The organism is Methylophilaceae bacterium, assembly GCA_018398995.1.
In the GTDB taxonomy this organism is placed as follows: Bacteria; Pseudomonadota; Gammaproteobacteria; order Burkholderiales; family Methylophilaceae.
In genome coordinates this window covers 1,951,799-1,975,439 of the sequence record CP073759.1, presented here as the reverse complement: position 1 = coordinate 1,975,439, position 23,641 = coordinate 1,951,799, and the positions used below count along the sequence as shown (strand labels likewise).

Here is a 23,641-nt window from a genome sequence, read left to right as displayed (position 1 = left end):
TGAAGCTATCTTTATCAATTAATCATTAAGGAGAATACAATGAGTGAAAGAATTATTATGCGTGTCGGCGAAGCATTGGTTGCTGGCGGCCCATTAAATACAGCGGCCGAGCCAGAAGTTGCCATTGGAGAAATGGATGGACCGATGGGGGTGGCATTTGCCAATCAGCTAGCCAATCAATCACAAGGCCACTCAAAAGTATTGGCTATCTTAAACACCGATATTCAAGTGCGTCCAGCGACATTAATGGTGAGTAAAGTAACGGTTAAAGACACAGCTTATACCAATATTTTAATGGGCACTGTACAAGGCGCCATTGCCAATGGTGTATTAGATGCCGTGCGTGAAGGCTATATTCCAAAAGAAAAAGCCAATGATTTGGGTATTATTGTGTCGGTATGGTTAAACCCGGGCGTGGTTGGTCAAAAAGATTTAGATCACAAAGCCTTATTTGACATTCATCGCAAAGCAACTACATTGGCCATTAAAAAAGCCATGTCAAACGAGCCAAGTATTGATTGGCTTTTAGAGAATCAAGATAAAATCACCCATAAATATTATCAAATGGGGTTAGACGGCAAAATCTAATGATCAACCTGTTTGATGCCAAAAAGCCGCTGATTAATTAAGCGGCTTTTTTTTGAAGGGTCGAAACATTAACATTTGGATTACTTCGCTACTACGCCATTCGCAAAGACAGTTATTGAGATCACCTTACAGCTCCCACGCCGCCATCGCGAGCATAGCGTGGCGATTCAGAGTATTTATTCCTAATTTCTTCGTCTTTTTCGAGCGAATCAATTAATTAACATTTTTTTACTTCAAAAATGCTTTAACGAGCCTACTACAATCGCTTTTGATTGTTTCATTATCTACACAATCTACGATAGATAATCCGTCCATGCCTCGCAACCAAGTTAATTGTCGCTTGGCGAGCTGACGTGTCGCAAATATACCTCTATCACACAGTTCATCAAGGTCATATTCGCCAGCTAAATACATCAAGGCTTGCCGATACCCAACACAACGCATAGACGTGCTCTGTGCAGTTAAGCTGGGATATTGCAACAATAATTGTTTTACTTCATCTACAAACCCGTCTGCGAGCATTTGTTTAAAGCGCATTGCAATGCGATCATGCAATACTGTGCGGTCACTGGGCACTAAAGCAATCTTTAACACGTCATAAGGTAACGTATCATTTGCTTGTAGCGCATAAAGTGATGTCATGGTTTTGCCAGTAATTGCATACACTTCTAAGGCGCGTTGAATACGTTGCATATCGTTGGGCATCAAACGTGATGCGGTTTCAGGGTCAATTGTCGCCAATTTTTGATGCATCCCAGGCCAGCCAATCGCCTCTGCTTCCAAATCAATATGAGCGCGAATATTTTGGTCTGCTGCGGGTAAGCCACTTAAGCCATTTTCTAACGCCTTAAAATACAACATGGTTCCGCCTACCAACAATGGAATCTTGCCACGCGCTGTAATCTCAGCCATCAATGCCAATGCCTCCTGTCTAAAGTTGGCGGCAGAATAAGCTGCCGTTGGCGGCACAATATTAATTAAATGGTGCGGTGCAACTTTTAAGGTTTCAGGATCAGGTTTTGCGGTGCCAATATCCATCGCTTGATAGACCAACGCCGAATCAACGCTAATAATCTCAACTGGAAATTGTTGCAATAAAGCCACCGCTGCATTGGTCTTGCCGCTTGCTGTTGGCCCCATTAAAAAGATGGCTTGAGATAAAGAGTTGTCATTCATGCTGTTAATTATTGGTTGAAGTTATATAATAACGATAGGGTTACAGGCTATATCAACTAGTTTAGTATCTTATTCTATTATTGAAAGTAAGTGATGGCGGATTATTATGAATATGGAAAAAGTAGTTTTTGGTTTTTTTATTGTACTCGCAATGACACTCAATTTCGGGTTCTTTATCGGTGAAATCGATAATCCCACTCATCATCATGTTTATGAATTATATGCAGCCATTATTGTTAGCTTAATTGCTACTGTACTTAAGTTTGGTGATCGTACACAGGTTGGTGCCATTTTACTGTCTACTAGCTTAGCAGCCGATTTACAGTTAATTTCAGCTGCTATTTTATGGGCCGCCCTCCAAAACTCAATGGAGGCATCCAGTTTAACAGTGTATATCGTCTCACTTTCAGGTGGTGCTTTAATGGCCAATTTCGTTTCTGTTATATTGCTGATTTCTGAAACCATTAGCCAACGTCGATAATACAATCATTCATATTGACTCATTAAGAACCACTCTTTACAGCCATGAATAGTATTCTCTTCATGATTTTGCGGCGCTTAAGGCGTCCGCTTATCTTGATTATTGTGAGCTTTGCTATTGCCACCATTGGCTTGACACTCATGCCAGGTGTAGATGACAAAGGAAACACTTGGTACATGAGCATTTTCCAAGCGTTTTATGTGATTAGCTACACCGCAACAACAATTGGATTTGGTGAAGTTCCCTACCCTTATAGTCAGGCGCAACGCTTGTGGATGACTTTCTCAATCTATTTCACCGTTATTCCTTGGGTGTATGCAATCGGTAAGATTATCACACTGCTGCAAGATGTTAGCTTGCGCCAAACCATTTCTGCAGAGCGTCTAGCGCGTAACGTGCGTCGATTACAAGAACCTTTCTTCATTTTATGTAGCTACGGCCAATCTGCTAGTTTACTTGCCAATATCCTTGATGAAAAAGGCATGCGCGTCGTGGTAATTGAACCTAATCAAGAACGGCTCAATGAATTAGAGTTAACGGACACCAGAAACGCCACGCTAAGTCTTTGTGCTGATGCAAGAATTCCGGAAAATTTGATACGCGCCGGTGTTTATAATCCATACTGCAGCGGCGTTGTCACACTGACAGATAACGATGAAGTTAATCTAACTGTCGCGGTTTCTGTTAAATTAATGCGGCCTGATTTACGTGTGCTCGCTCGTGCTGAACGTAAAGATATTGCTGCCAACATGGCCTCATTTGGCACTGATCATATTATCAACCCCTATACGCTATTTGGTGAGCAACTTGCCATGCGTGTGCATGCGCTTGGTACTTATATCCTTCACCAGTGGTTAACTGGCGTACCTGGTGACACATTACCACCACCAGAAAATCCACCAAGAGGCAATTGGTTGGTTTGTGGTTATGGTCGTTTTGGTAAATCAGTTGTAGAAAATCTAGAGCGCGAGCATCTCACCACAACGATTATTGAAGCAATGCCAGAGCTAACTGAATGCGAACAATGTGTGGTTGGTAGCGGCACAGAAGCAAGCACGCTATTAGAAGCAGGCATTCATGACGCTTGTGGCATTGTTGCTGGTACAGATAACGACATTAATAATCTATCGATTGTGATGACGGCTAAGCAATTAAATCCCAACCTGTTCTTGATCGTGCGTAAAAATAATCGCAATAACAGCACCTTATTCAAAAAGTTTGGCGCCAATATCACCATGCAACCAACTGATATTATTGCGCACGAATGTTTGGCGCATATGCTGGCACCGTTATTGGCCGAGTTTTTGGCACTGGTTCGCAATCAAACCAACCAATGGGCAAATAGTTTAATCAGTCAGCTTGTGGATGTTGTCGGTGAAACAGTCCCAGAAACCTTTGCAATCACAATCGATACCGACAATGCATTGGCCGTAACGGAATATATTCAAAGCGGCATGCCAATTAAGCTACTCAATCTGATGCAAGACCCTGCCAACCGCGAAAAAACCCTCAAACTAGTCCCTTTATTGCTGGTAAGAGACGATGTTTCAACCCTATTGCCCGATCAAGAAATGACAATACTCGAAGGCGATTGTATTTTATTTTGCGGCACCTATGATGCCAAAATCACTTTACCTGCTTCTGCCAACAATGCAAAAACGTTTAGCTATATTATGAACGGGCTGGAAGTGCCTGATAGTTTTGTTTGGCGCTTTATCAAACGTATTACTGCTTAAAACGCCTCTTTATCTTCCACGCATAAACATTTTATCTAAATCGCGTAGACTCACTTGAAACCAAGTCGGTCGGCCGTGATTACATTGGCCTGAGCGTTCCGTTGCTTCCATATCGCGTAACAAAGCATTCATTTCAGTAATGGTTAAACTGCGATTGGCTCTTACTGCAGCATGACAAGCCATGGTACCTAACAAAGTATTGCGCTGATCTGTCAATACCCTACTCGCACCATATTCACTTAATTCACGCAATACATCGCGAGCTAGCGCAACCGCATCAGCCCGTTGCAATAAAGTGGGGACAGCGCGCACGGCAAGGGTTGTTGGTGACAGCACGGCAATATCAAACCCCAATTGCATTAATGTCTCTTCACCACTGGCTAATATTTCATTCACAACCGCCACCTCTACGCGGTCTGCATTAAAGCTGACAGGCAACAATAACGGCTGCATGGGTACCGCTTTATCATCTAATGCCTGTTTTAATCGCTCATACATAATACGCTCATGCGCGGCGTGCATATCAATTACCACCAATCCTGCTGCATTTTGCGCCAATATATAAATACCGTGAATTTGTCCTAGCGCAAAACCCAACGGATAGGCTGTGGGCTCATCTGCAAACCTAGTCGATTCAGATGCTGTTGACGCAACTGGCGCATTATAACTAGACGGTGCATCTCCATATAATTTCTGATAGAAATCAGGCGTTTGATTGGCCGATAAAGGGATTTGCGATTGGTATTTTGGATATGGCTGTGCGAATTGCTTATCTGACATGTTGGGCGATAAAAAGGGATTATGCGATGCTTGCCCTGCCGTCACCGCATTGGATTCTCCTGTTGGCGCGGCTAATACTTTATGTAATGCATGAAAAATAAACCGATGAATCGCTTGCCCATCTCTAAACCGTACTTCTGTTTTTGCTGGATGCACATTCACATCAACCAAGTGTGGATCTAACTCTAAAAACAACACAAAAGCGGGATGCCTGTCATGATGCAACACATCTTGATAGGCTTGGCGTATCGCATGTGCAATCAACTTATCCCTAACAAAACGACCATTGACATACACAAATTGTGTATCACGACGCCCGCGATTAAAGGTGGGCTTTGCCGCAACGCCCCAAAAACGCAAGCCTACCGCCTCATCATCAACAGTAACGGTCTCTGCCATAAACTCAGCACCCAACACCTCTTTAAAGCGTTTACTAGGCGCTGATATGGCATAACGGCTAATGGTGCGTCCATTATGCGCCAAGCTAAATGCCACATCAGGACGCGATAAAGCAATCCGCGTATAGGCATCCTCACAATGACCAAACTCTGTGGCTTCTTTTTTGAGAAACTTACGTCTAGCGGGTGTATTGAAATATAAATCACTCACTTCAACAATCGTACCCACATCTAAAGCACTGGGTTCCAATGCAGAAATGTCACTACCATTTGAAAAAATAGTCCACGCATGCTTAGCCGTTTGCGCCCGACTCACAATCTGTGTACGAGAAACTGAGGCTATGCTGGCCAAGGCTTCACCACGAAAACCAAGGCTGGCAACCGATTCTAAATCGTCTAGGGAATGAATTTTACTGGTTGCATGCCGCATTAATGATAATTGTAAATCCGATTCATTAATCCCATTGCCATTATCAGCCACTCTTAGCTGCTTAATCCCACCTTCTACCAAACTCACATTAATTTCAGTACTGTGCGCATCCAAGCTATTTTCTAATAACTCTTTTAATGCAGAAGCCGGTCTTTCTACTACTTCTCCAGCCGCAATTTGGCTAATCAGCTGATCCGGCAATACTTTGATGACATTCATCTGATTATTCGTTATCTGCAACAGTTCTTGCCAACGCAGGATTGGTCGCAAAGTATTTTTTAATACCAGTTAAAATCGATTTGGCCATTTGGTGCTGGTGGCTTTCATCATTCAGTTTGCGTTCTTCTTCTGGATTACTAATAAAAGCAGTTTCAACCAAAATAGAAGGAATATCAGGCGATTTTAATACCGCAAAGCCGGCTTGTTCTACGTGTTTTTTATGCAACATATTAATTTGTTCAATATGCGTTAAAACGGCTCTGCCTAATTTTAAGCTGTCATTAATAGTCGCCGCCTGTGATAAATCCAATAATGTTTTTGCCAAAATAGGATCTTTATCTTTCAGGCTCACACCACCAATCAAATCAGACTCATTTTCTTTTCGTGCCAAATAACGTGCAGTGGCACTGGTTGCGCCACGTTCAGATAAAGCAAAAACAGAAGAGCCATGCGCGGATGCTTTAGTAAATGAATCAGCATGAATAGAAATAAATAAATCCGCTCTCAGTTTGCGCGCCTTTACCACTCGGCCACCCAGCGATACAAAAAAGTCGCCATCGCGCGTTAAGACACCACGCATATTCGGCTCAGCATCCACATACGCTTTAAGTTTTTTAGCAATCGCAAGGGTAATATCTTTTTCGCGACTGCCACGCGCACCAATTGCACCAGGGTCCTCACCGCCGTGGCCAGGATCAATGGCAATCGTAATAAGGCGTTCTGCTTGTTTTTTCTCTAAGGTTGGGGGTTGTTTAGCAGCTTCTGGCAATTGATTTGCTGTAGCGGCTTGCTCAGTGCCGCTTTGTATTTTTAAGTTTTTATCAAGCTTATCGAGCATGGCCATGACTGGATCTTTTAATGGCAAAATATCCAATACCAAGCGATGTTTATACTCACCAGCCGGACTTAAAGAAAACACATTAAAATTCACTTCTTGTTTTAAATCTACCACTACGCGCACAACGTTGGGTTGATATTGCCCAATACGCACTTGTTGAATATAAGGATCATTCGCCAAAATTTGCGCGGGTAAGGTATTCAGCACATCATTAAGCGAAATATCTTCAATATCCAACACCAAACGCTCAGGATTTTTAAGTGACAGTGTTTGATATTTAAACGCCCCGCCGCCTTCAAATGTCATCCGCGTATAATCTTGCGAGGGCCAAACGCGGGTAGCCGTGACAAGGTTAGCAGCTAGCGCATAGGTGTTGGCAAACAACAACACGCCAACTAACACGAATTTTGCAAACAATAATTTAACCATACGTCCTAACTATATTTCAGGTTTACTCATTATCTCAGGTTTACTGATTATCAAAGTTCGGCCAATCGCCTGTGAATTAAGCTGCACCTTAGCTAATTTCAGCGCCACATCAACACTTGGTTTAGGCAATAGTGTACCTGCTTTTTCAGGCCACTCAACCATGCAAATACTCATCTCATTGAAATACTCACTAAAACCAGCAGCATCCCATTCATACTCATCAACAAAACGATATAAATCAAAATGATACACTTGCAAATCGCCAAATTCATACGGCTCAACCAAGGTATAAGTTGGGCTTTTTACTTTGCCTTCATGCCCCAAACCTTGCAAAACGCCGCGCACAAAGGTGGTTTTACCAGCGCCTAAATCGCCATGCAAATAAACGGTCATGCCCGCAGATAACTGCTTGGCAAAATCTCGACCTGCTTGCAATGTCGCTGCTTCATCCGCCAATTCGCGTGTAAAATATTCAGTCATGACAATCCATAAGCCTACTGCTAACGAAATGATCGCCCTCGCTCAAGACATCAAGCGCTGGGGTCAAGAACTTGGCTTTGCCGATATAGGCATTACCGATACGGATTTGTCGCAAGCAGAATCTGGTCATCAAGAATGGGTAGCAAAAGGCTTTCATGGTGAGATGGATTATATGGCAAAACACGGCACGAAGCGAACCCGACCTGCCGAATTAATCCCCAATACCATCCGTATTATTTCTGCTCGCTTAGATTATTTACCGCCCAAAGCCAAAGATAGCTGGCAAGTCATCAATGATGGCAAACAAGCCTTTATTTCGCGCTATGCATTAGGCCGCGATTACCACAAAGTGGTGCGCAATAAACTACAAAAACTGTGCGATAACATTCAACAAGCCACGCAACAATTTGAATACCGCGCCTTTACCGATAGCGCACCTGTCTTAGAAGTTGCTTTAGCCGAAAAAGCAGGCCTAGGCTGGCGCGGCAAACACACACTATTGATTAATAAAGACCACGGCTCTTGGTTCTTTTTAGGCGAAATTTACACCAACTTACCACTACCAATAGACCAACCTGCCACCAACCATTGCGGCACCTGCAACGCCTGCATTGATATTTGCCCCACCCAAGCCATTACCGCGCCATATGAAGTAGATGCAAGACGATGCATCTCCTACCTGACCATCGAGCTTAAAAGCAGCATTCCTGAAGAATTTAGACCACTCATCGGCAACCGCGTTTACGGCTGTGACGACTGCCAACTCACCTGCCCGTGGAACAAATTTGCCGAAACCACCCAAGAAAATGACTTTCATGTGCGCCACGGCTTAGATGATATTAGCCTTATAGAATGTTTTAGCTGGACTGAAGAAGAATTCAAACAAAAAATGGCAGGCAGCGCGATCTACCGAATTGGTTATGAACAATGGCTACGTAATATTGCGGTGGGATTAGGTAATGCACCTAAAACACCTCAAGTGATAGCGGCTCTTAAGTTGCGTGAAAATGATACAAGCGCTTTAGTCAAAGAGCATGTAATTTGGGCACTAAAACAACCATCATAACAAGCTACTAAACCCATCCAATTGCTGGCGCCATACACCCTAATTGAGTAACTGCCAGCAGAAAAAGCACTGACGCCCTAAACGCGCATTGCAAGCGGATGACGCTTATTAAAAAAATATATATCTTCACCCACTGCAAGTATTGATTTTCTGTACAAATACTGTAATGTTTTAACCTATCTTATCGTGAACGACATCGAGCAACTTAGGCTGCTAAGCCTCAATAGGATTGCTTTTCAGCATCGCTTCATAAGATTAAATAATAATTTAAATAAAAACAGGTAATTAACATGAATAATAAAATAATCTTACCCCGCCTTCTAACTAGTTATACACCGATTTGGGTGTCTACTTTACGTTAGGAAATTAAAATGAACGCACTTGCATTATCAAAAAATGATTTGTGGAAGCAGTATGAAATCAGTGTCGATTTGTACAAACACTATCTTAAACTCACGATAGAAATTAATATTTTCTATTACGCAATTACAGGGGCAATAGTGTCATATTACTTCGCTCATCGAATGGAGTCTCCAGACATTCGTTTTGCACTTTTTCTCCCAATCCTTATGAGTGTACTTCTTGCTCTATTTTTTATTTACGGTGGCATAATGAATCGTCATTCACATGATGAGATGTTTAGAGTTCGAGATGCGCTTGGGTTGCACGTTTCACCTGAATTTGCAGTCCTTAGCTGGTTATTAGTTATTTTCGCAGCTCTAATGGTGCTAGTTGCCCTAAGTTTAGGTGCTATTTTGCTTGGGTGCGTAAATATTGCCTAACCCATCCATCAAGCGGGACGCGCTAAAGCGCGCCCCTTATGTCAAACATTGGGCAATATTCAAAAATAACAAATGAGGGCAGCATGAAACATTTAATCATCATTTTATTCTCATTAGCTATCACAGGTTGTGCAACCAATTCAAGAGAAGCACAAATACAAACTGCGATAAATTTAACCCCTGAGCACTTTAAAAATACAGCAACTGTAAAGGATGATTCACTAGATACTATTGCAACAATTACCACGGTTAATGGATTTCAAGAAAAACGTGGGCTTCTTGGTATAGTTTGGGATGACAACTTTTTGCGTGCGCACATTAACAAAAAAACTGGTCAAACTTCATTTCAGGTTTATCAATCAATTTATTATCAAAGTAGCGGCTGAAATTTTTATCAAACAGCCAATTTTGAAACCCCTTCTGGCCCTAAATCAGTATCAGCTACAATCATTAACCGAGATGTTGATTGTAAAAACTCTCGCTATAGCGGTTGCACGTACAACGAGCATGTTGCTTTTGATGTAGATGAAAGTCTATTACGTATTATTGCAAGCAAATACTCACCTGGTCAGCGAGCAGGCTGGAAATTTAAATTCTCAGCAAAATCAGGAAAAGACTATAACGATGGTATGTTAGCTGCTGAGGTTATTGGATTGCTTGAAAAAGTTGATGAATACCGAGCTAGTCATGGGTTTAGTTCTACAAAGTAAACAATTATGTCCAACCCATCATTCAAGCGGGACGCCTAACGGCGCCCCTTAATTCAAACGTTAGGGATAGATTATGATTAAAGCTATAAAACGCTGGTATGACGGCGAGGCAAAAATGACCGAGGGTTATTCTGGCCCCGGCATTGTCATCATGCCAGCTCCCTATACTGAGTACCACTGGACGGCTCGTATAGCACGCACGATTGTACAATTCTATTTAAGTCACTGGCAGTGGATTTGGGCTACAGCTATCGCGTTACTGGGTATTTACGTTGCTTATCTGAACATTCCTGCAAAGTGAAAGTAAAATGGGGTCAGACACGATTTTGTCTGTTTTTGGTCTTGATAAAAGCGGAAACTCAATCTGGCTGAACGATTGGAATTAACGTTGGCCCGAATGATGTTCTGAGCAAAACACCTAACAAATGGTTCAAGTCGTTCGCTACGCTCGGTCGGGTCCGGATAAAGCCAGCCCCTTATGTCAAACGTTAGTCTCCTTACTTAACCCTTGATTTTAGTGCGAAGTAAAATGGGGTCAGACACGATTAATTCATGCTAAGCAATCAACCACAGCCAATACAGAGCTTGTAGGGCGTACCCACTTGCGGTGCACCGCATGTGTTTGTGAAGTTTTCATAAGGCGGACTATCAATGCGTCAGCCATAAACGACTTAGCGTTGAGTGTTTATTGACTAGCCAACATCGCCGCGCCCAGCATGCCTGCTATATCTTGCGCGGTAGATAGTTTTACTTTTACTTTACCTCGCAAGACTGGGATTAAATCGTGATTGAGGCGTTGATTGAATGTGTTTTGCATTAAATGCCAAGCGCCAGCCATGCCGCCGCCGATAACGATATGTTGTACATCAACCACTTTTAAAATGCTGGCGAGCGCTTGTGCTAAGGCGTTTGCGGCTATTTCGTAGGCGTTGATGGCATGCTGATCACCTGTTGTTGCAAATGCGGCAATTTCTGCTGCGGTGTGTTGGCGTTGCGTTGCTTCTTGATAGCTTAAGCTGACGCCACTAGCCGAGGCATATTGTTCCATGCATCCTAAATTGCCACAGCCACACAGGCGGCCTTCTGCCACAACGGTGATATGGCCAACTTCCATGGCACAACCGTGATGGCCAACGTGGGGACGACCATTTAAGATTAAACCGCCGCCAACACCGGTGCCTAAGCCTAGATAAATTAAGCCGCTTGCTGGTTTGCCTGCTAGGCAATATTCGCCAAAAGCGGCCGCATTGGCATCGTTTTCTACGATGATAGTTTTTTGCAAAAGTTGGGCAAGGTCATGTGCCAAATTGACGTTTTGCAAGCCTGGTAAATTGGGTGATTGCGCTACCGCGTGCGTGGCAGGGTCGATAAACCCCGGGAAGCCAATGCCTATGTGGGCGATGTGCGGGTGTTTTGTTAGCACGCTTTTAATACCCTCAGCCGTCACGTTTAGTATTGTTTGCCAAGCAACTTGCGGGAGTTGTGTTTTACAAATTGCAGAAAAATCAGCTTGAACGCGGATTTCGTCTATTAAGCTAAGCGCTTCAAATACACCAATACGTAGGTTGGTTCCTCCGACATCAATACCAATAGCTTTAGCCACTTTAGACATTGACTGCGCGTCCTGCATTGCTAACCGCTTGTTTAAACGCTTGTTGATGTTGGTCAGTTAATTGTTCCCAATTAAAGCGCCAAGCCCAGTTATTGTCGATTGTGCCAGGCGTATTCATGCGATGTGCGCCATCGAGCGCCAAAATATCTTGCATAGGCACTATTGCTAATTTTGCTTCTGTAGAAAAAGCCAGTGTGATTAATGCGCTAGGCATGTTGGGTTGATCATTATTTAAATAGCGATGCAGATGATCTTTTACATGCTGTTCTGCTTGTTGATACCAACCTAGTGTGGTGTCATTATCGTGCGTGCCAGTATAAACAACGCTATTTTCTTCGATATTCTGCGGTAAATAAGGGTTGGTTTCGTCACCACCAAAAGCGAATTGCAAAATCTTCATGCCCGGCATCTTGTATTTCAGACGCAAGGCATCGACTTCTTCGGTGATAATGCCCAAATCTTCTGCCACTAAATGAATATCAGGGCATTGGGCATAAATAGCGGCTAGTAAATCATCACCTGGCGCATCAACCCATGTGCCATTGATGGCGGTTTGTTCGTTAGAAGGAATCTCCCAAGCAGCTTGCAAGCCTCTAAAGTGGTCTATTCTGACTAAATCGAATAGCTCAGATTGGGTGCGCATGCGGTTTACCCACCATGCATAATCATCTTCTGCCATCGCCTCCCATTGATAATGCGGATTACCCCAGCGTTGACCTGTTTCAGAGAAATAATCGGGTGGCACGCCAGCGACAACTGTCATGGCGTTGTCTTCATCTAGCTTAAATAAATGTGGTTTTGCCCACACTTCTGCACTATCGTATGCAACAAAAATAGGAATGTCGCCAAATAACGCAATATGATGTGTGTTGGCGTAAACTTTTAATGCATGCCATTGTTTAAAAAACAAATATTGATGAAATTTAACTTGTTCAATCGCTGCTGCCTGTTCGGCTTCAAAAGCTATTAAGGCTTCTGCATCACGGTTTTTGTAGCAATCATCCCATTGCTCCCAACTGGCGTTGTTGAATTGTTTTCTTAATACAGAATAAAGTGCAAAATCGGTTAACCAATCTTTATGCTGATGACAAAAGTCTGTGAATCCATCTAACTTTTTGTTATTTACGCAATAATCATAAGCCAACTGCAGCACTTGTGTATGTGCCAACTGTGAATCAATCTCGGTGATTAATCCGTCTTGCTGCAATTGTTGTGGGCTAATAAATGCGGTATTACCAGCGTGCGCTGATATACATTGGTATGGCGAATTATCGGCGTGTGGCATATTAATAGGCAATGTTTGCCAAACGCTCACGCCTGATGATGCTAAAAAGTCAACAAACCGATACGCATCTTGGCCCAAATTGCCTGCAGGTAAAGAGCTAATATGTAATAAAACACCGGCTTGTTTTTGACTGTTTTGCGCAGCTTTAGGCATCATGCCCCCTACGCATGGTGCCAGCATTTTCGGCATCACCCCCACCTTCGCTAATCGCTTGGTGTAGATTATCTGGGACGCTTTGTTCTAATAATTCATACAAATTGATTAGGTTTCTTCGATAAAGCTGATCAAAGCTTTTCACACTATCGGAGGCATTGTAGTCGCCAAACCACCAAAACCAATCCGAACCTTCACAAATTGCTAATTGCCGCTCACAAGCGAGTTGTTTTTCAGCATTTAAGGTGTGAATAACGTTGTCATACACTTTTTTTGCCTCGCATAATAAATCCCAAGCGGCATTTTTATCTGCGCTGCCTATCCATGTGCTAAATGTGCCATAAACCCAACTACCGGCGGCTATTTTTGGCAATACTGGTATTGTGGGAAAGTGGCCTGATTTTTGTAAGGCAATAATGTCACTAAAGGTAGACATGATAATGTCGGGATGATCAATCAATGCTGCGTACAGCTCTTTTAAAAAATAAAATCCATTATAAGGGTAATACTCCCAAGCATTTTCACCATCTAATATCACACTAACCACTTTGGGTTTTTTGGGATTGTTATTTCTAATGTTTTCTAGATTATCAATAAAGTCTTTCACCGCATCTGACGAGTGCATTTTAGAATACTCAAAGCCAATTTTGTCGGATAAATGATCATCTCTAAAAAAGCATAAAATATCATCTTTACCATTAGTAACGCGATAGGGCTCATACAGATATTGATGTTTATCAACAACATTTTCGCCCGATTTAATTAAGCTATTGGCTAACACACCTTGCCCAGTTGCCGCCCATTTGACGCCATGCTCCGCCATTAAAGACAGACCAGCATGCGATACAGCACCTTCAGCGGGCCACATGCCGTTGGCCTGTTGACCAAAAATATCTTGATGATAGTGTTGTGCTGCTTCGATATGCGCTTTTCCGCGGCTTGCCCCACCCGGATAGTGACTATTGATTGGTAGCGGCGCGTCAGGCATTGCATCTTTTGTCGAGGTAAAATCAATCAATAATGGCAGAATAGGATGATAATAAGGCGTGGTTGTCATTTCAATTTGCCCACGCTGCATAAGCGCTTTGTATCTTGGAATGAGCTCAGCAATGGTGTTTTTAATTTCCTCAAATAACAGCTGTCGGTCTTGGAGATTAAATAATACGCCTTTGTGCATGAGCACTTTGATAACTTCGCTCTGTTGGCGCAAACTTTCACCGCACCAAGCCAGATGATACCAAACGAGCAAATCGGCTTTGTATTGTGCTGACAAATAATGAAAATCGTAATCATCTGTCATGATTGACTCAACTTGCTGATAAATATTGAGCAATCGTTGATAGTGTGGAAAAGGACTTAACATTTTTTCGTGGTGTGCTTTAAAGCAACTCTCCACAATCAAACGACATTGATGTTGATTAATACCTGCTAAATTTGGCTCTATAAGCAATGCTAATAATGGATCGCGGATCGTATTCTGCTTTAACTGCTCTGTATAATCTAATAGCTGCTCAACCAAAATAGGAACAAAATTAAAACTAACACGGGCTTGAGGGTGCTGCTCTAAGTGAAAAACCATATCACTATAGTCTTTAATTGCATGTAAATAAGTCCAAGGCAACACATACTCACCAGTCTTTAAGTCACGATAGTCTGGTTGATGCATATGCCAATACAAATTTAAATGGAGCTTGGGTGGTTGTATCGCCATAAAATTTCCTAACAAGTTGCTATAACTAAATTACTTAAATCTTTGTTTTTTATTATATAACTCTATATAAGTCTTGCCCCAACATGTCTGGCGTAACCAGTACAATCCCCTTTTCTGAAACATAAAAACGTTTTGCATCCAGCGCTAAGTCTACGCCTATTTGCATGCCTTCTGGAATATAACAGCCACGGTCAATCACCACATTTTTTAATACAACATTACTGTTTATGGTTGATTTTGGCAAAATGACTGAATGCTCTATGGTGCAATAATCATTCACATGCACATCAGAAAACAAAACAGAATTAGTCACACAAGAACCGCTGATTAAACACCCCCCTGAAACTAAAGAATCGGTTGCCATGCCTGTACGTCCCTCATCTTTAAAAACAAATTTTGCTGGTGGCAGTTGCTCTTGATATGTCCATATTGGCCATTCCATATCATATAGATTCAATTCAGGAATGACTTTGGTTAGTTCCATATTGGCTTCCCAATAAGCATCAATTGTGCCGACATCACGCCAATAATAATTGTTATTTTGACCAACACAACTATCAGTAAAACGGTGGGCTTGTACGCGATATTTTTTAATCACATGTGGAATAATATCTGCGCCAAAGTCATGCGATGATTTTGGGTCATCGCCATCTCTAATTAGCTGCTCAAATAAAAATTTTGCATTAAAAACATAAATGCCCATGCTAGCAAATGCCTGGGTAGGGTCGCTTGGCATAGGCTCTGGATTAGCTGGTTTTTCTGTAAAACCAACCACCCGATCCGTCTCATTGACTGTGACCACACCAAAGCCTTTGGCATCTTCTAATGGCACATTAATACAAGCAATTGTCATATCGGCATTACTGGTTGCATGCGTTGCTAGCATTTTTCCGTAATCCATTTTATAAATATGATCGCCAGCCAGCACAAGGATATAATCGCCGCCATTTTCTCTTAGCAAATCGAGATTTTGATAAACAGCATCCGCTGTTCCCTTGTACCATTGATCAGACAGTCGCTGTTGGGCGGGTATAATATTAACGTATTCATTAAACTCACCACGCAAAAACCCCCAACCCCGTTGAATATGCTGAATCAGGCTTTGTGCTTTATATTGGGTCGCCACATTAATACGGCGAATACCAGAATTAATACAATTGGATAACGGGAAATCAATAATCCTGAATTTTCCACCAAACTGAACAGCAGGCTTAGCACGCCAATCCGTTAAATTCTTCAGTCGACTACCACGACCACCAGCCAGAATAATGGCAACTGTATTTTTTGTTAAATTACTAATAAAGCGATCAGCCTGCGGCTCTGCACTGGCACTCGTTTTTTGACGATTATTGAATTGATGATTTGACATACATAATCCTAACAAAGCTGGCAATTAAGCATCAATATAAACCACTTCTGCTTTATAATCACATTACCTTAATACAAAATAATTTAATAGTTATTATTGACGATTGTTTAGAAAATCTTGCCCGTGAAAAAATCAACTAGCATGACAAGCAGCGATAAACGACACCTTCAAAGTCTGTTGGATGCTCAACATCATGATCCGTTCCAATTTTTAGGGGTGCATCAAACAAATAATGGCGATGTGCTGAGAGTGTTTCATCCACGTGCAAATAACATCTACTTAAAATCTGGTCAAAAATGGTTAGCGTTAACGCAAATTGCACATCAGCCATTATTTGAATTAAATAGCAAAGACGCCATACCAACACCCTGCTTACTTAAAATTGAGGTAAATCAACATACCTTTGAGATTGTAGATCCGTATACTTTCAAAAACACAATTAGCCAAGATGATTTATATCTATTTGGTGAAGGGACATTAAAGCAAGCCTATAAAATGCTTGGCGCGCATTCGTTAATTCAAGAAGGTGTTGCAGGCGTTAGATTTGCTGTTTGGGCGCCCAATGCAGAAAGAGTGAGTGTTGTTGGTAGTTTTAATGATTGGGATGGTCGCATTCATAGCATGCGCTCGCTGGGCGGCAGTGGCGTTTGGACGCTATTTATTCCGCATTTAACCACAAACGATTTATACAAGTTTGAGATTCGCAATCGACACACCGGCCATGTGATGGTCAAAACAGACCCTTATGGATTTGAATATGAGCAACGCCCGGGAACGGCGAGCAAAATCAGCCAAAGTAAGCATCAGTGGGCGGATTCTAATTGGTTAAAAAACAGGCAGGAACGTGATTGGCTACATGCACCATTTAATTGTTATGAGGTGCATCTAGGAAGCTGGCAGCGCAATTCACAAGGGCATTTTCTGAATTATCGCGAACTAGCAAAAACACTGGTTCCGCATGTAGTAGAAATGGGCTATACCCATGTAGAGCTATTACCGATTACCGAACACCCATTGAATGAGTCTTGGGGCTATCAAACAACAGGTTATTTTGGTGTAACTAACCGATTTGGATCGCCTGATGATTTGCGCTTTTTAATTGATGCATTTCATCAAGCAAATATTGGCGTTATTTTAGATTGGGTGCCTGGCCATTTTCCAAAAGATGATTGGGCCCTTGCTCGTTTTGACGGAACAGCTTTGTATGAACATGAGGATCCAAGACTGGGCGAGCACCAAGATTGGGGCACTTATATTTTTAACTACGGCCGCAATGAAGTACGCAACTTCCTCATTAGTAATGCTTATTTTTGGTTAAATGAATTTCATATCGATGGTTTACGGGTTGATGCAGTGGCCTCTATGCTTTATTTGGATTACTCGCGTAAAGCAGGCGAGTGGTTACCCAATAAGCATGGCGGAAGAGAAAATCTGGATGTCATTGAATTTTTCAAACAATTGAATGTGATGGTTGGCGAAGATTTTCCAGGCGCACTCACCATTGCAGAAGAATCAACTGCATGGCCTGGCGTTTCAAGGCCTGTCTATGCAGGCGGCCTAGGATTTAGCATGAAGTGGAATATGGGCTGGATGAATGACACGCTTGCTTATATGGAAGAAGATCCGATTCATCGCAAATATCATCATCATAAACTGACGTTTGGTCAATTGTATGCTTACAGTGAAAATTTTGTTTTACCTTTTTCACATGATGAAGTGGTGCATGGAAAAAAATCATTATTGAATAAAATGCCAGGTGATGAATGGCAAAAGTTTGCTAACTTACGTTTACTCATGTGTTTACAAACAACGTCGCCTGGCAAAAAGCTCAATTTTATGGGCAATGAATTTGGTCAAACAAGCGAGTGGAATGTAAATGCCAGCCTAGACTGGCACTTGCTCAACGACCGTAATCCACATCATGGCTTTCACCGTGGAATACAACAATTAAATCGTGATTTAAATGACTTATATCAATCACTACCCGCTTTATATGAACTAGACTTCGAACCGGCTGGATTTGAATGGCTTGCGTGTGAAGATGCAGACCAATCTACACTGAGTTTTATTAGACGCGGTTTTAATAGAAGCGGCAACCACAATAGTTTTGCTATAATAATACTGAATTTTACACCAGTACCAAGAGCCGGACAGCGTGTTGGCGTGCCAATTTCAGGCACCTATAAAGAAATACTCAACACAGATGCAAGCTACTACAGTGGCAGTAACATCAGCAATGGTGACAACATACAGTCTGAGAATGTTGGATGGATGAATCAACATCATTCAATTACTATCACCATTCCGCCATTGGCCGTTGTTGTAATCACATTAGTTTAATAATTACCCTTTAAAATAACTTTAAATTTACTAGAAAAACATATTGATAAATGGCAAGACTTACTCAACACCCTAGCTGGAAAACGCTTTGTAAACACCAAGAAACCATGTCCGCATTGCATATGCGTAGTTTGTTTGAGGCTGACCCAAACCGTTTTGACAAGTTTAGTTTAAATCTCGATGATCTATTGTTAGATTACTCTAAGCATCGCATTACTGAAGAAACCCTAGGATTACTCTTTCAAATAGCAAATGAAGCAAAAGTTGAGGCTTGGCGCGATCGCATGTTTGCTGGCGAAAAAATTAATATCACAGAAGATAGAGCGGTATTACATACAGCCTTACGTAACCGCAGCAATACGCCTGTTTATGTCGACGGTCATGATGTCATGCCTGAAGTGAATGCTGTCTTAGCACATATGCGAACTTTCTCTGAACAAGTACGCAAAGGCGAATGGAAAGGCTATACAGGCAAAGCGATTACCGACATTATTAATATTGGTATTGGTGGATCAGATTTAGGTCCAGTCATGGTTTGTGATGCATTAAAACCGTATGCAAGTCCTAATCTTAATGTACATTTTGTGTCTAATATTGATGGCGCGCACTTGATTCGCGCACTAGAGAAATGTAATCCAGAAACAACTTTAGTGATTGTTGCATCAAAAACCTTTACCACACAAGAAACAATGACCAATGCACGCTCAGCACGCGCATGGTTCCTTGATGCCGCTAAAGATGAAGCGCATATTGCCAAACATTTTGTAGCGTTATCAACCAATGCCAAAGCGGTAACCGCTTTTGGTATTGATAGTGCAAATATGTTTGAATTTTGGGATTGGGTTGGCGGTCGTTACTCACTTTGGTCAGCCATCGGTTTATCGATTGCGCTCTATGTTGGCATGGATAACTTTGAGGATCTGCTAAAGGGTGGTCACGAAATGGATAATCATTTTAAAACCGCACCACTAGCGCAAAATATGCCCGTCATTATGGCGCTAATTGGCATTTGGTATAACAATTTCTTCCACGCTGATTCGCATGCCATCTTGCCATACGATCAAGGCATGGCGCGCTTCCCCGCCTATATGCAACAAGCAGATATGGAAAGTAATGGTAAGTTTATGTGCCGTGATGGCGAGCGCGTACATTATAAAACAGGCCCTGTAATTTGGGGTGAAGCAGGTACTAATGGTCAACATGCTTTTTATCAACTTATCCACCAAGGCACACCGGTTGTTCCTGCTGATTTTTTGATGCCTATTCACAGTCATTATGCAATCGGCACTAACGGCAATGAGCACCATAAAATTTTATTGGCTAACTTTTTGGCACAAACACAGGCTCTGATGTTGGGCAAAACAAAAGAGGAAGCACGTCTTGAACTAGAAAAACAAGGCTTATCAGGCAATGCTCTCGAGAAACTATTGCCGCATAAGATATTTGAAGGCAATCGCCCTACTTCCTCTATTTTGTTCAACAAACTAACACCGAATACATTGGGTAAACTCATTGCACTTTATGAACACAAAATTTTTGTGCAGGGCATTATTTGGGATATTAATAGTTATGATCAATGGGGGGTTGAGTATGGCAAGCAAATTGCTAGTCAGATTTTGCCGCAACTGACTAACGATGAAGTTGTCACCAATTACGACAGCTCAACAAACGGCCTTATTAATTATACAAAACAACATGCTTAACTGCGTAAATGGCGCATTAAAAAAGCTGGGAAAATCCCAGCTTTTTTATTATTGGAATGGGTTATCTATTAGCGCAACTTAATGCCTGTAGCCTCAAGATCAAAGCCTATATGCTTTGCAATACTTGCACCCAAGCGCTTGGCAAATCGATCCGCAAATGTTTCTTGATAAGTAAAATCTACAATTTCTTTTTGTTTAATCACTTCTCTCGCCACATAATCGGCGCTACCTAGCGCATCAGCCAGGCCTATGTTAATACTTTGCTCACCACTCCAAAACAAACCACTAAACGTATCTGGCGTCTCTTTTAATCGCTTGCCACGCCCCTCGCGCACCACTGTTTTAAACTGTTCATGAATTTCATTTAACATCGTTTGCGCATAGGCTTTATGCTCGGGATTGACAGGAGAAAACGGATCTAACATGGCTTTATTTCTACCTGCTGTTAATAAACGTCGCTCCACCCCTACTTTTTCCATTACACCAGTAAATCCATAACCATCCATCAATACACCAATAGAGCCTACAATACTGGCTTTATCGACATAAATTTTATCTGCAGCAGCCGCTATATAGTAGCCTCCTGAGGCACAAATATCTTCGACAACCGCATAAACCGGAATATCGGGGTGCAACTTTCTTTGGCGCTTGATTTCTTCATTGATAATACCCGCTTGAACTGGGCTGCCTCCAGGACTATTAATACGTAAAATAATGCCTTTAGTGCCTTTGCTCTCGTATGCATCGGCCAAGCTAGCAATAAATGATTCTGCGTTGACTTCACCACCAGGCATAATAACCCCAGCAACATCAATCAACGCACTATGCTCGCCAGTTACAGCTTTTCCTTCCTTGACAACCCAACCAAGCGCGTAAGCAAGAATGACAAATAAATAAATAAAAGTTAATAGTTTAAAGAAAATACCCCATCGTCTAGCTACCCTCTGCTCTTTCAGGCTAGACATAGCCAATTTTTCAATCACATCTTTGTGCCAAAGACTGTCTTGACTGTTTATTTCTTCTGCCATTTTTTATTTTCCTATAAAGTAAGTTCTAGAATATTTCTTGTTTAATCTATTCAACCCAAATAATCACTTGTTCATTTTCTTCTACCACTGGCAAAGCTTGCAACTGTTTACCTTTGCATGGCCCAAACACACAATGTCCAGTATTTGGTTCATAACAAGCTCCATGTGTTGCACAGACTATGAAGTCTTTCTCTGATGTAAAAAACTCACCTTGGTTCCAATCTAACTCAACTGGCATATGCGCACATTGATTAATATACGCGTAAGGGAGTCCATTAAATCGTATAACAAAACCCGTTGCATGCTCGCCTAAGTGCGGCAAATCAAAACGTAACCCGAGCGACTTCTCTTGCAGATCATGACTATTTAAAACAATTTTTTTGCTATGCATAATGCAATAACCAATCACTGAGTTCATCAAATGTATTAAAAATCGCTTTCGGACTTAGCTTTAATAGTTGCTGACTTGTATGTGCGCCAAACGTTACCGCTAGTGATTCTACACCTGCATTTTGTGCCATTTGCAAATCATAACTGCTATCACCAATCATCAGCGTTCGCTCTGGAGTTGCTACTAAAGCATCCATCAACTCGTCCAGCATTTGCGGATGTGGTTTAGAAAAACACTCATCCACCGTGCGGGTTGCCTGAAAGTATTTAGCCACTCCCGTATCTTCTAGCGCATGATTGAGACCACGTCTACTCATACCAGTGGCAATTGCTTGCTTATAGCCACGCTTTGTTAGCTCAGCAATCAGCGCTGCGGCTCCCGTATATAAAGGCACCTTTTCTCCAGCCGCATAATAATGCAGTGCATACTGCTTGGCCAATAATTGTGATTGTTCATCTGAGAGATTGCCAAACAGTGTCTTGATAGATTCACGCAGACCTAAACCAATGACATGGCGCGCGTCTTCTAATGCCAGTTTAGGCAAACCAACTTGCTCAGCTGCTTGCACAAGCGCACGTGCAATCATGCCGGTAGAGTCTGCCAGCGTGCCATCCCAGTCCCATACAATTAAATCAAATTGTTTTTCTTTATTTCTAATCAAATGATTTCTTTCTTGTTAAACAACTACTTTTACAGGTAACGATTGCATAAACTGCGTTAGCGGTTTAGGTAAAGGCGCCATCAAATGTAACCGTTCATGAGTAATCGGATGATTCAACTTTGTTTCAATAGAATGCAAAAACATGCGTTTCAAACCCTGCTTTTGCAACACTTTATTCAGTTCAAAATCACCATATTTATCATCACCTGCTATTGGAAAGCCTAAATGCGCAAGCTGCACTCTTAATTGGTGTGTACGCCCAGTAATTAATTTCGCTTCTAACAGACTAAACCCTTCAAAAGACTGCTTAAGGTAAAAAATAGTTTCAGAAATTTGCGCCTCATTAAACTTATCTTTGGCTTTATCGGTTACCACATTAACGCGTCGCTCACCGCTAGGGAGCGTATATTTTTGCAAATCTAAAACCACATGCTTTTTGGCATCTAGCCACTCACCAACCACCAACACAGCATAGCGTTTATCGGTTTTATTTTCTCGAATTGCTTGATGTAATGCAACCAATGCCGATCGTCTTTTGGCTAACAGCAATACACCGGATGTCTCTCTATCTAAACGGTGAACCAACTCTAAAAATTTAGCTTTTGGCCGTTCTAAACGCAGTTGCTCAATAACGCCACGACTGACACCACTACCTCCATGCACAGCGAATCCAGCTGGTTTATTAATCACCAACATTGCATCATCCTCAAAAACAATCGCATCCGTAAATTTAGAATTGACGACAGGAGCCGCATCAGAGGACAACATTTTGGAAGATACCCGCATTGGCGGCACGCGCACAACATCATTGATTAGCAGTTTACGTGAAGCGTCTACACGCCCTTTATTGACGCGCACCTCGCCACTGCGCAAAATACGATAAATATGGCTTTTAGGTACACCTTTCAGAATTTTAGTTAAAAAATTATCAACGCGCTGCCCTTCACTTGATTCATCCACCACTATTTGCGTTGCCGCATGCTCACTTACTTGTTTATTTTCACTGACTTGTGTCATATTTTTTGCTTAAAATCTCAATTGCGCCTATACTCTAGTGTCGTTTAAAACTAAACAAGCAATATTTTAACGACACTCATTTTAAATTGAATGAGTTTAATAGAACATTTGGCTAATTACCGCTCGCCATATTTAAGTAGCGATAAAATAAAATTGCGCTCTAGCCGCCGCAGATAAAAAGTATAAAGTGCGACTAAAGCTACTGAAGATACGATTTTAACGAATTTATAACGATAACAGGCATCATTTTAATCTATT

21 protein-coding genes are annotated in these 23,641 nt (G+C 41.8%); 9 read left to right on the top strand and 12 right to left on the bottom strand.

Annotated elements, in window-relative coordinates; all coding sequences use genetic code 11:
• The first annotated feature begins 39 nt into the window (after window positions 1-39).
• On the top strand, window positions 40-588 hold the full coding sequence (gene fae / locus KFB94_09890; protein QVL45510.1) for a formaldehyde-activating enzyme: 549 nt from the start codon (window positions 40-42) through the stop codon (window positions 586-588).
• A 228-nt stretch (window positions 589-816) separates the two neighbouring features.
• Here fae and miaA read toward each other — a convergent pair whose 3' ends face one another.
• Entirely contained in the window at window positions 817-1,764 is a 948-nt protein-coding gene (gene miaA / locus KFB94_09885; GenBank protein QVL45509.1) for a tRNA (adenosine(37)-N6)-dimethylallyltransferase MiaA, read from the bottom strand.
• Between the two features lie 106 nt (window positions 1,765-1,870).
• Here miaA and KFB94_09880 point away from each other — a divergent pair, with 106 nt between their 5' ends.
• Window positions 1,871-2,245 (top strand): hypothetical protein, encoded by a 375-nt coding sequence (locus KFB94_09880; GenBank protein QVL45508.1) that lies wholly within the window; start codon window positions 1,871-1,873, stop codon window positions 2,243-2,245.
• A gap of 44 nt (window positions 2,246-2,289) precedes the next feature.
• Entirely contained in the window at window positions 2,290-3,981 is a 1,692-nt protein-coding gene (locus KFB94_09875; protein QVL45507.1) for an NAD-binding protein, read from the top strand.
• A 9-nt stretch (window positions 3,982-3,990) separates the two neighbouring features.
• Here KFB94_09875 and mutL read toward each other — a convergent pair whose 3' ends face one another.
• From mutL to tsaE, 3 genes are read right to left on the bottom strand one after another with little or no spacing between them, the layout of a single operon-like run.
• Window positions 3,991-5,808, bottom strand: coding sequence for a DNA mismatch repair endonuclease MutL (gene mutL / locus KFB94_09870; GenBank protein QVL45506.1), 1,818 nt, complete (start codon window positions 5,806-5,808; stop codon window positions 3,991-3,993).
• Between the two features lie 4 nt (window positions 5,809-5,812).
• On the bottom strand, window positions 5,813-7,075 hold the full coding sequence (locus tag KFB94_09865; protein ID QVL45505.1) for an N-acetylmuramoyl-L-alanine amidase: 1,263 nt from the start codon (window positions 7,073-7,075) through the stop codon (window positions 5,813-5,815).
• 9 nt (window positions 7,076-7,084) lie between these two features.
• The gene (gene tsaE, locus KFB94_09860; protein QVL45504.1) at window positions 7,085-7,555 is read right to left on the bottom strand and encodes a tRNA (adenosine(37)-N6)-threonylcarbamoyltransferase complex ATPase subunit type 1 TsaE; all 471 of its coding nucleotides are present in this window, start codon (window positions 7,553-7,555) and stop codon (window positions 7,085-7,087) included.
• Here tsaE and queG point away from each other — a divergent pair.
• The 4 genes from queG (at window position 7,554) to KFB94_09840 (ending at window position 10,414) form a co-directional block, all read left to right on the top strand.
• Complete coding sequence (queG, locus tag KFB94_09855) at window positions 7,554-8,621, top strand: tRNA epoxyqueuosine(34) reductase QueG (GenBank protein QVL45503.1); 1,068 nt, start codon at window positions 7,554-7,556, stop codon at window positions 8,619-8,621. The genes tsaE and queG overlap by 2 nt on opposite strands.
• A gap of 371 nt (window positions 8,622-8,992) precedes the next feature.
• Complete coding sequence (locus tag KFB94_09850) at window positions 8,993-9,403, top strand: hypothetical protein (GenBank protein ID QVL45502.1); 411 nt, start codon at window positions 8,993-8,995, stop codon at window positions 9,401-9,403.
• A 38-nt stretch (window positions 9,404-9,441) separates the two neighbouring features.
• On the top strand, window positions 9,442-9,789 hold the full coding sequence (locus tag KFB94_09845; protein ID QVL45501.1) for a hypothetical protein: 348 nt from the start codon (window positions 9,442-9,444) through the stop codon (window positions 9,787-9,789).
• Between the two features lie 397 nt (window positions 9,790-10,186).
• Window positions 10,187-10,414, top strand: a complete 228-nt coding sequence (locus tag KFB94_09840) for a hypothetical protein (GenBank protein ID QVL45500.1) — start codon at window positions 10,187-10,189, stop codon at window positions 10,412-10,414.
• Window positions 10,415-10,798: 384 nt separating this feature from the next.
• On the opposite strand, the gene KFB94_09835 is transcribed toward KFB94_09840, so the two are convergent.
• From KFB94_09835 to glgC, 4 genes are read right to left on the bottom strand one after another with little or no spacing between them, the layout of a single operon-like run.
• On the bottom strand, window positions 10,799-11,743 hold the full coding sequence (locus tag KFB94_09835; protein ID QVL45499.1) for an ROK family protein: 945 nt from the start codon (window positions 11,741-11,743) through the stop codon (window positions 10,799-10,801).
• Window positions 11,718-13,166: a 4-alpha-glucanotransferase gene (gene malQ, locus KFB94_09830; protein QVL46669.1), complete on the bottom strand. Its 1,449-nt coding sequence runs from the start codon at window positions 13,164-13,166 to the stop codon at window positions 11,718-11,720. Before malQ ends, KFB94_09835 begins: the two co-directional genes overlap by 26 nt.
• Complete coding sequence (locus tag KFB94_09825) at window positions 13,156-14,874, bottom strand: glycoside hydrolase (GenBank protein QVL45498.1); 1,719 nt, start codon at window positions 14,872-14,874, stop codon at window positions 13,156-13,158. Before KFB94_09825 ends, malQ begins: the two co-directional genes overlap by 11 nt.
• Window positions 14,875-14,926: 52 nt before the next feature.
• A complete protein-coding gene (gene glgC / locus KFB94_09820) occupies window positions 14,927-16,243 on the bottom strand; it encodes a glucose-1-phosphate adenylyltransferase (protein QVL45497.1) in 1,317 nt (438 codons plus the stop codon).
• A 141-nt stretch (window positions 16,244-16,384) separates the two neighbouring features.
• Between glgC and glgB the strand changes: the two genes are divergently transcribed.
• Entirely contained in the window at window positions 16,385-18,583 is a 2,199-nt protein-coding gene (glgB, locus tag KFB94_09815; protein QVL46668.1) for a 1,4-alpha-glucan branching protein GlgB, read from the top strand.
• 50 nt (window positions 18,584-18,633) lie between these two features.
• Window positions 18,634-20,286, top strand: a complete 1,653-nt coding sequence (gene pgi, locus KFB94_09810) for a glucose-6-phosphate isomerase (GenBank protein ID QVL45496.1) — start codon at window positions 18,634-18,636, stop codon at window positions 20,284-20,286.
• A gap of 68 nt (window positions 20,287-20,354) precedes the next feature.
• Here pgi and KFB94_09805 read toward each other — a convergent pair whose 3' ends face one another.
• From KFB94_09805 to KFB94_09790, 4 genes are read right to left on the bottom strand one after another with little or no spacing between them, the layout of a single operon-like run.
• On the bottom strand, window positions 20,355-21,314 hold the full coding sequence (locus KFB94_09805) for a S49 family peptidase (GenBank protein ID QVL45495.1): 960 nt from the start codon (window positions 21,312-21,314) through the stop codon (window positions 20,355-20,357).
• Window positions 21,315-21,360: 46 nt separating this feature from the next.
• A complete protein-coding gene (locus tag KFB94_09800; protein QVL45494.1) occupies window positions 21,361-21,705 on the bottom strand; it encodes a Rieske 2Fe-2S domain-containing protein in 345 nt (114 codons plus the stop codon).
• Complete coding sequence (locus KFB94_09795; GenBank protein QVL46667.1) at window positions 21,698-22,363, bottom strand: HAD-IA family hydrolase; 666 nt, start codon at window positions 22,361-22,363, stop codon at window positions 21,698-21,700. The genes KFB94_09800 and KFB94_09795 overlap by 8 nt, the downstream gene beginning before the upstream one ends.
• 18 nt (window positions 22,364-22,381) lie before the next feature.
• On the bottom strand, window positions 22,382-23,383 hold the full coding sequence (locus tag KFB94_09790) for an RluA family pseudouridine synthase (protein ID QVL45493.1): 1,002 nt from the start codon (window positions 23,381-23,383) through the stop codon (window positions 22,382-22,384).
• Window positions 23,384-23,641 lie beyond the last annotated feature (258 nt).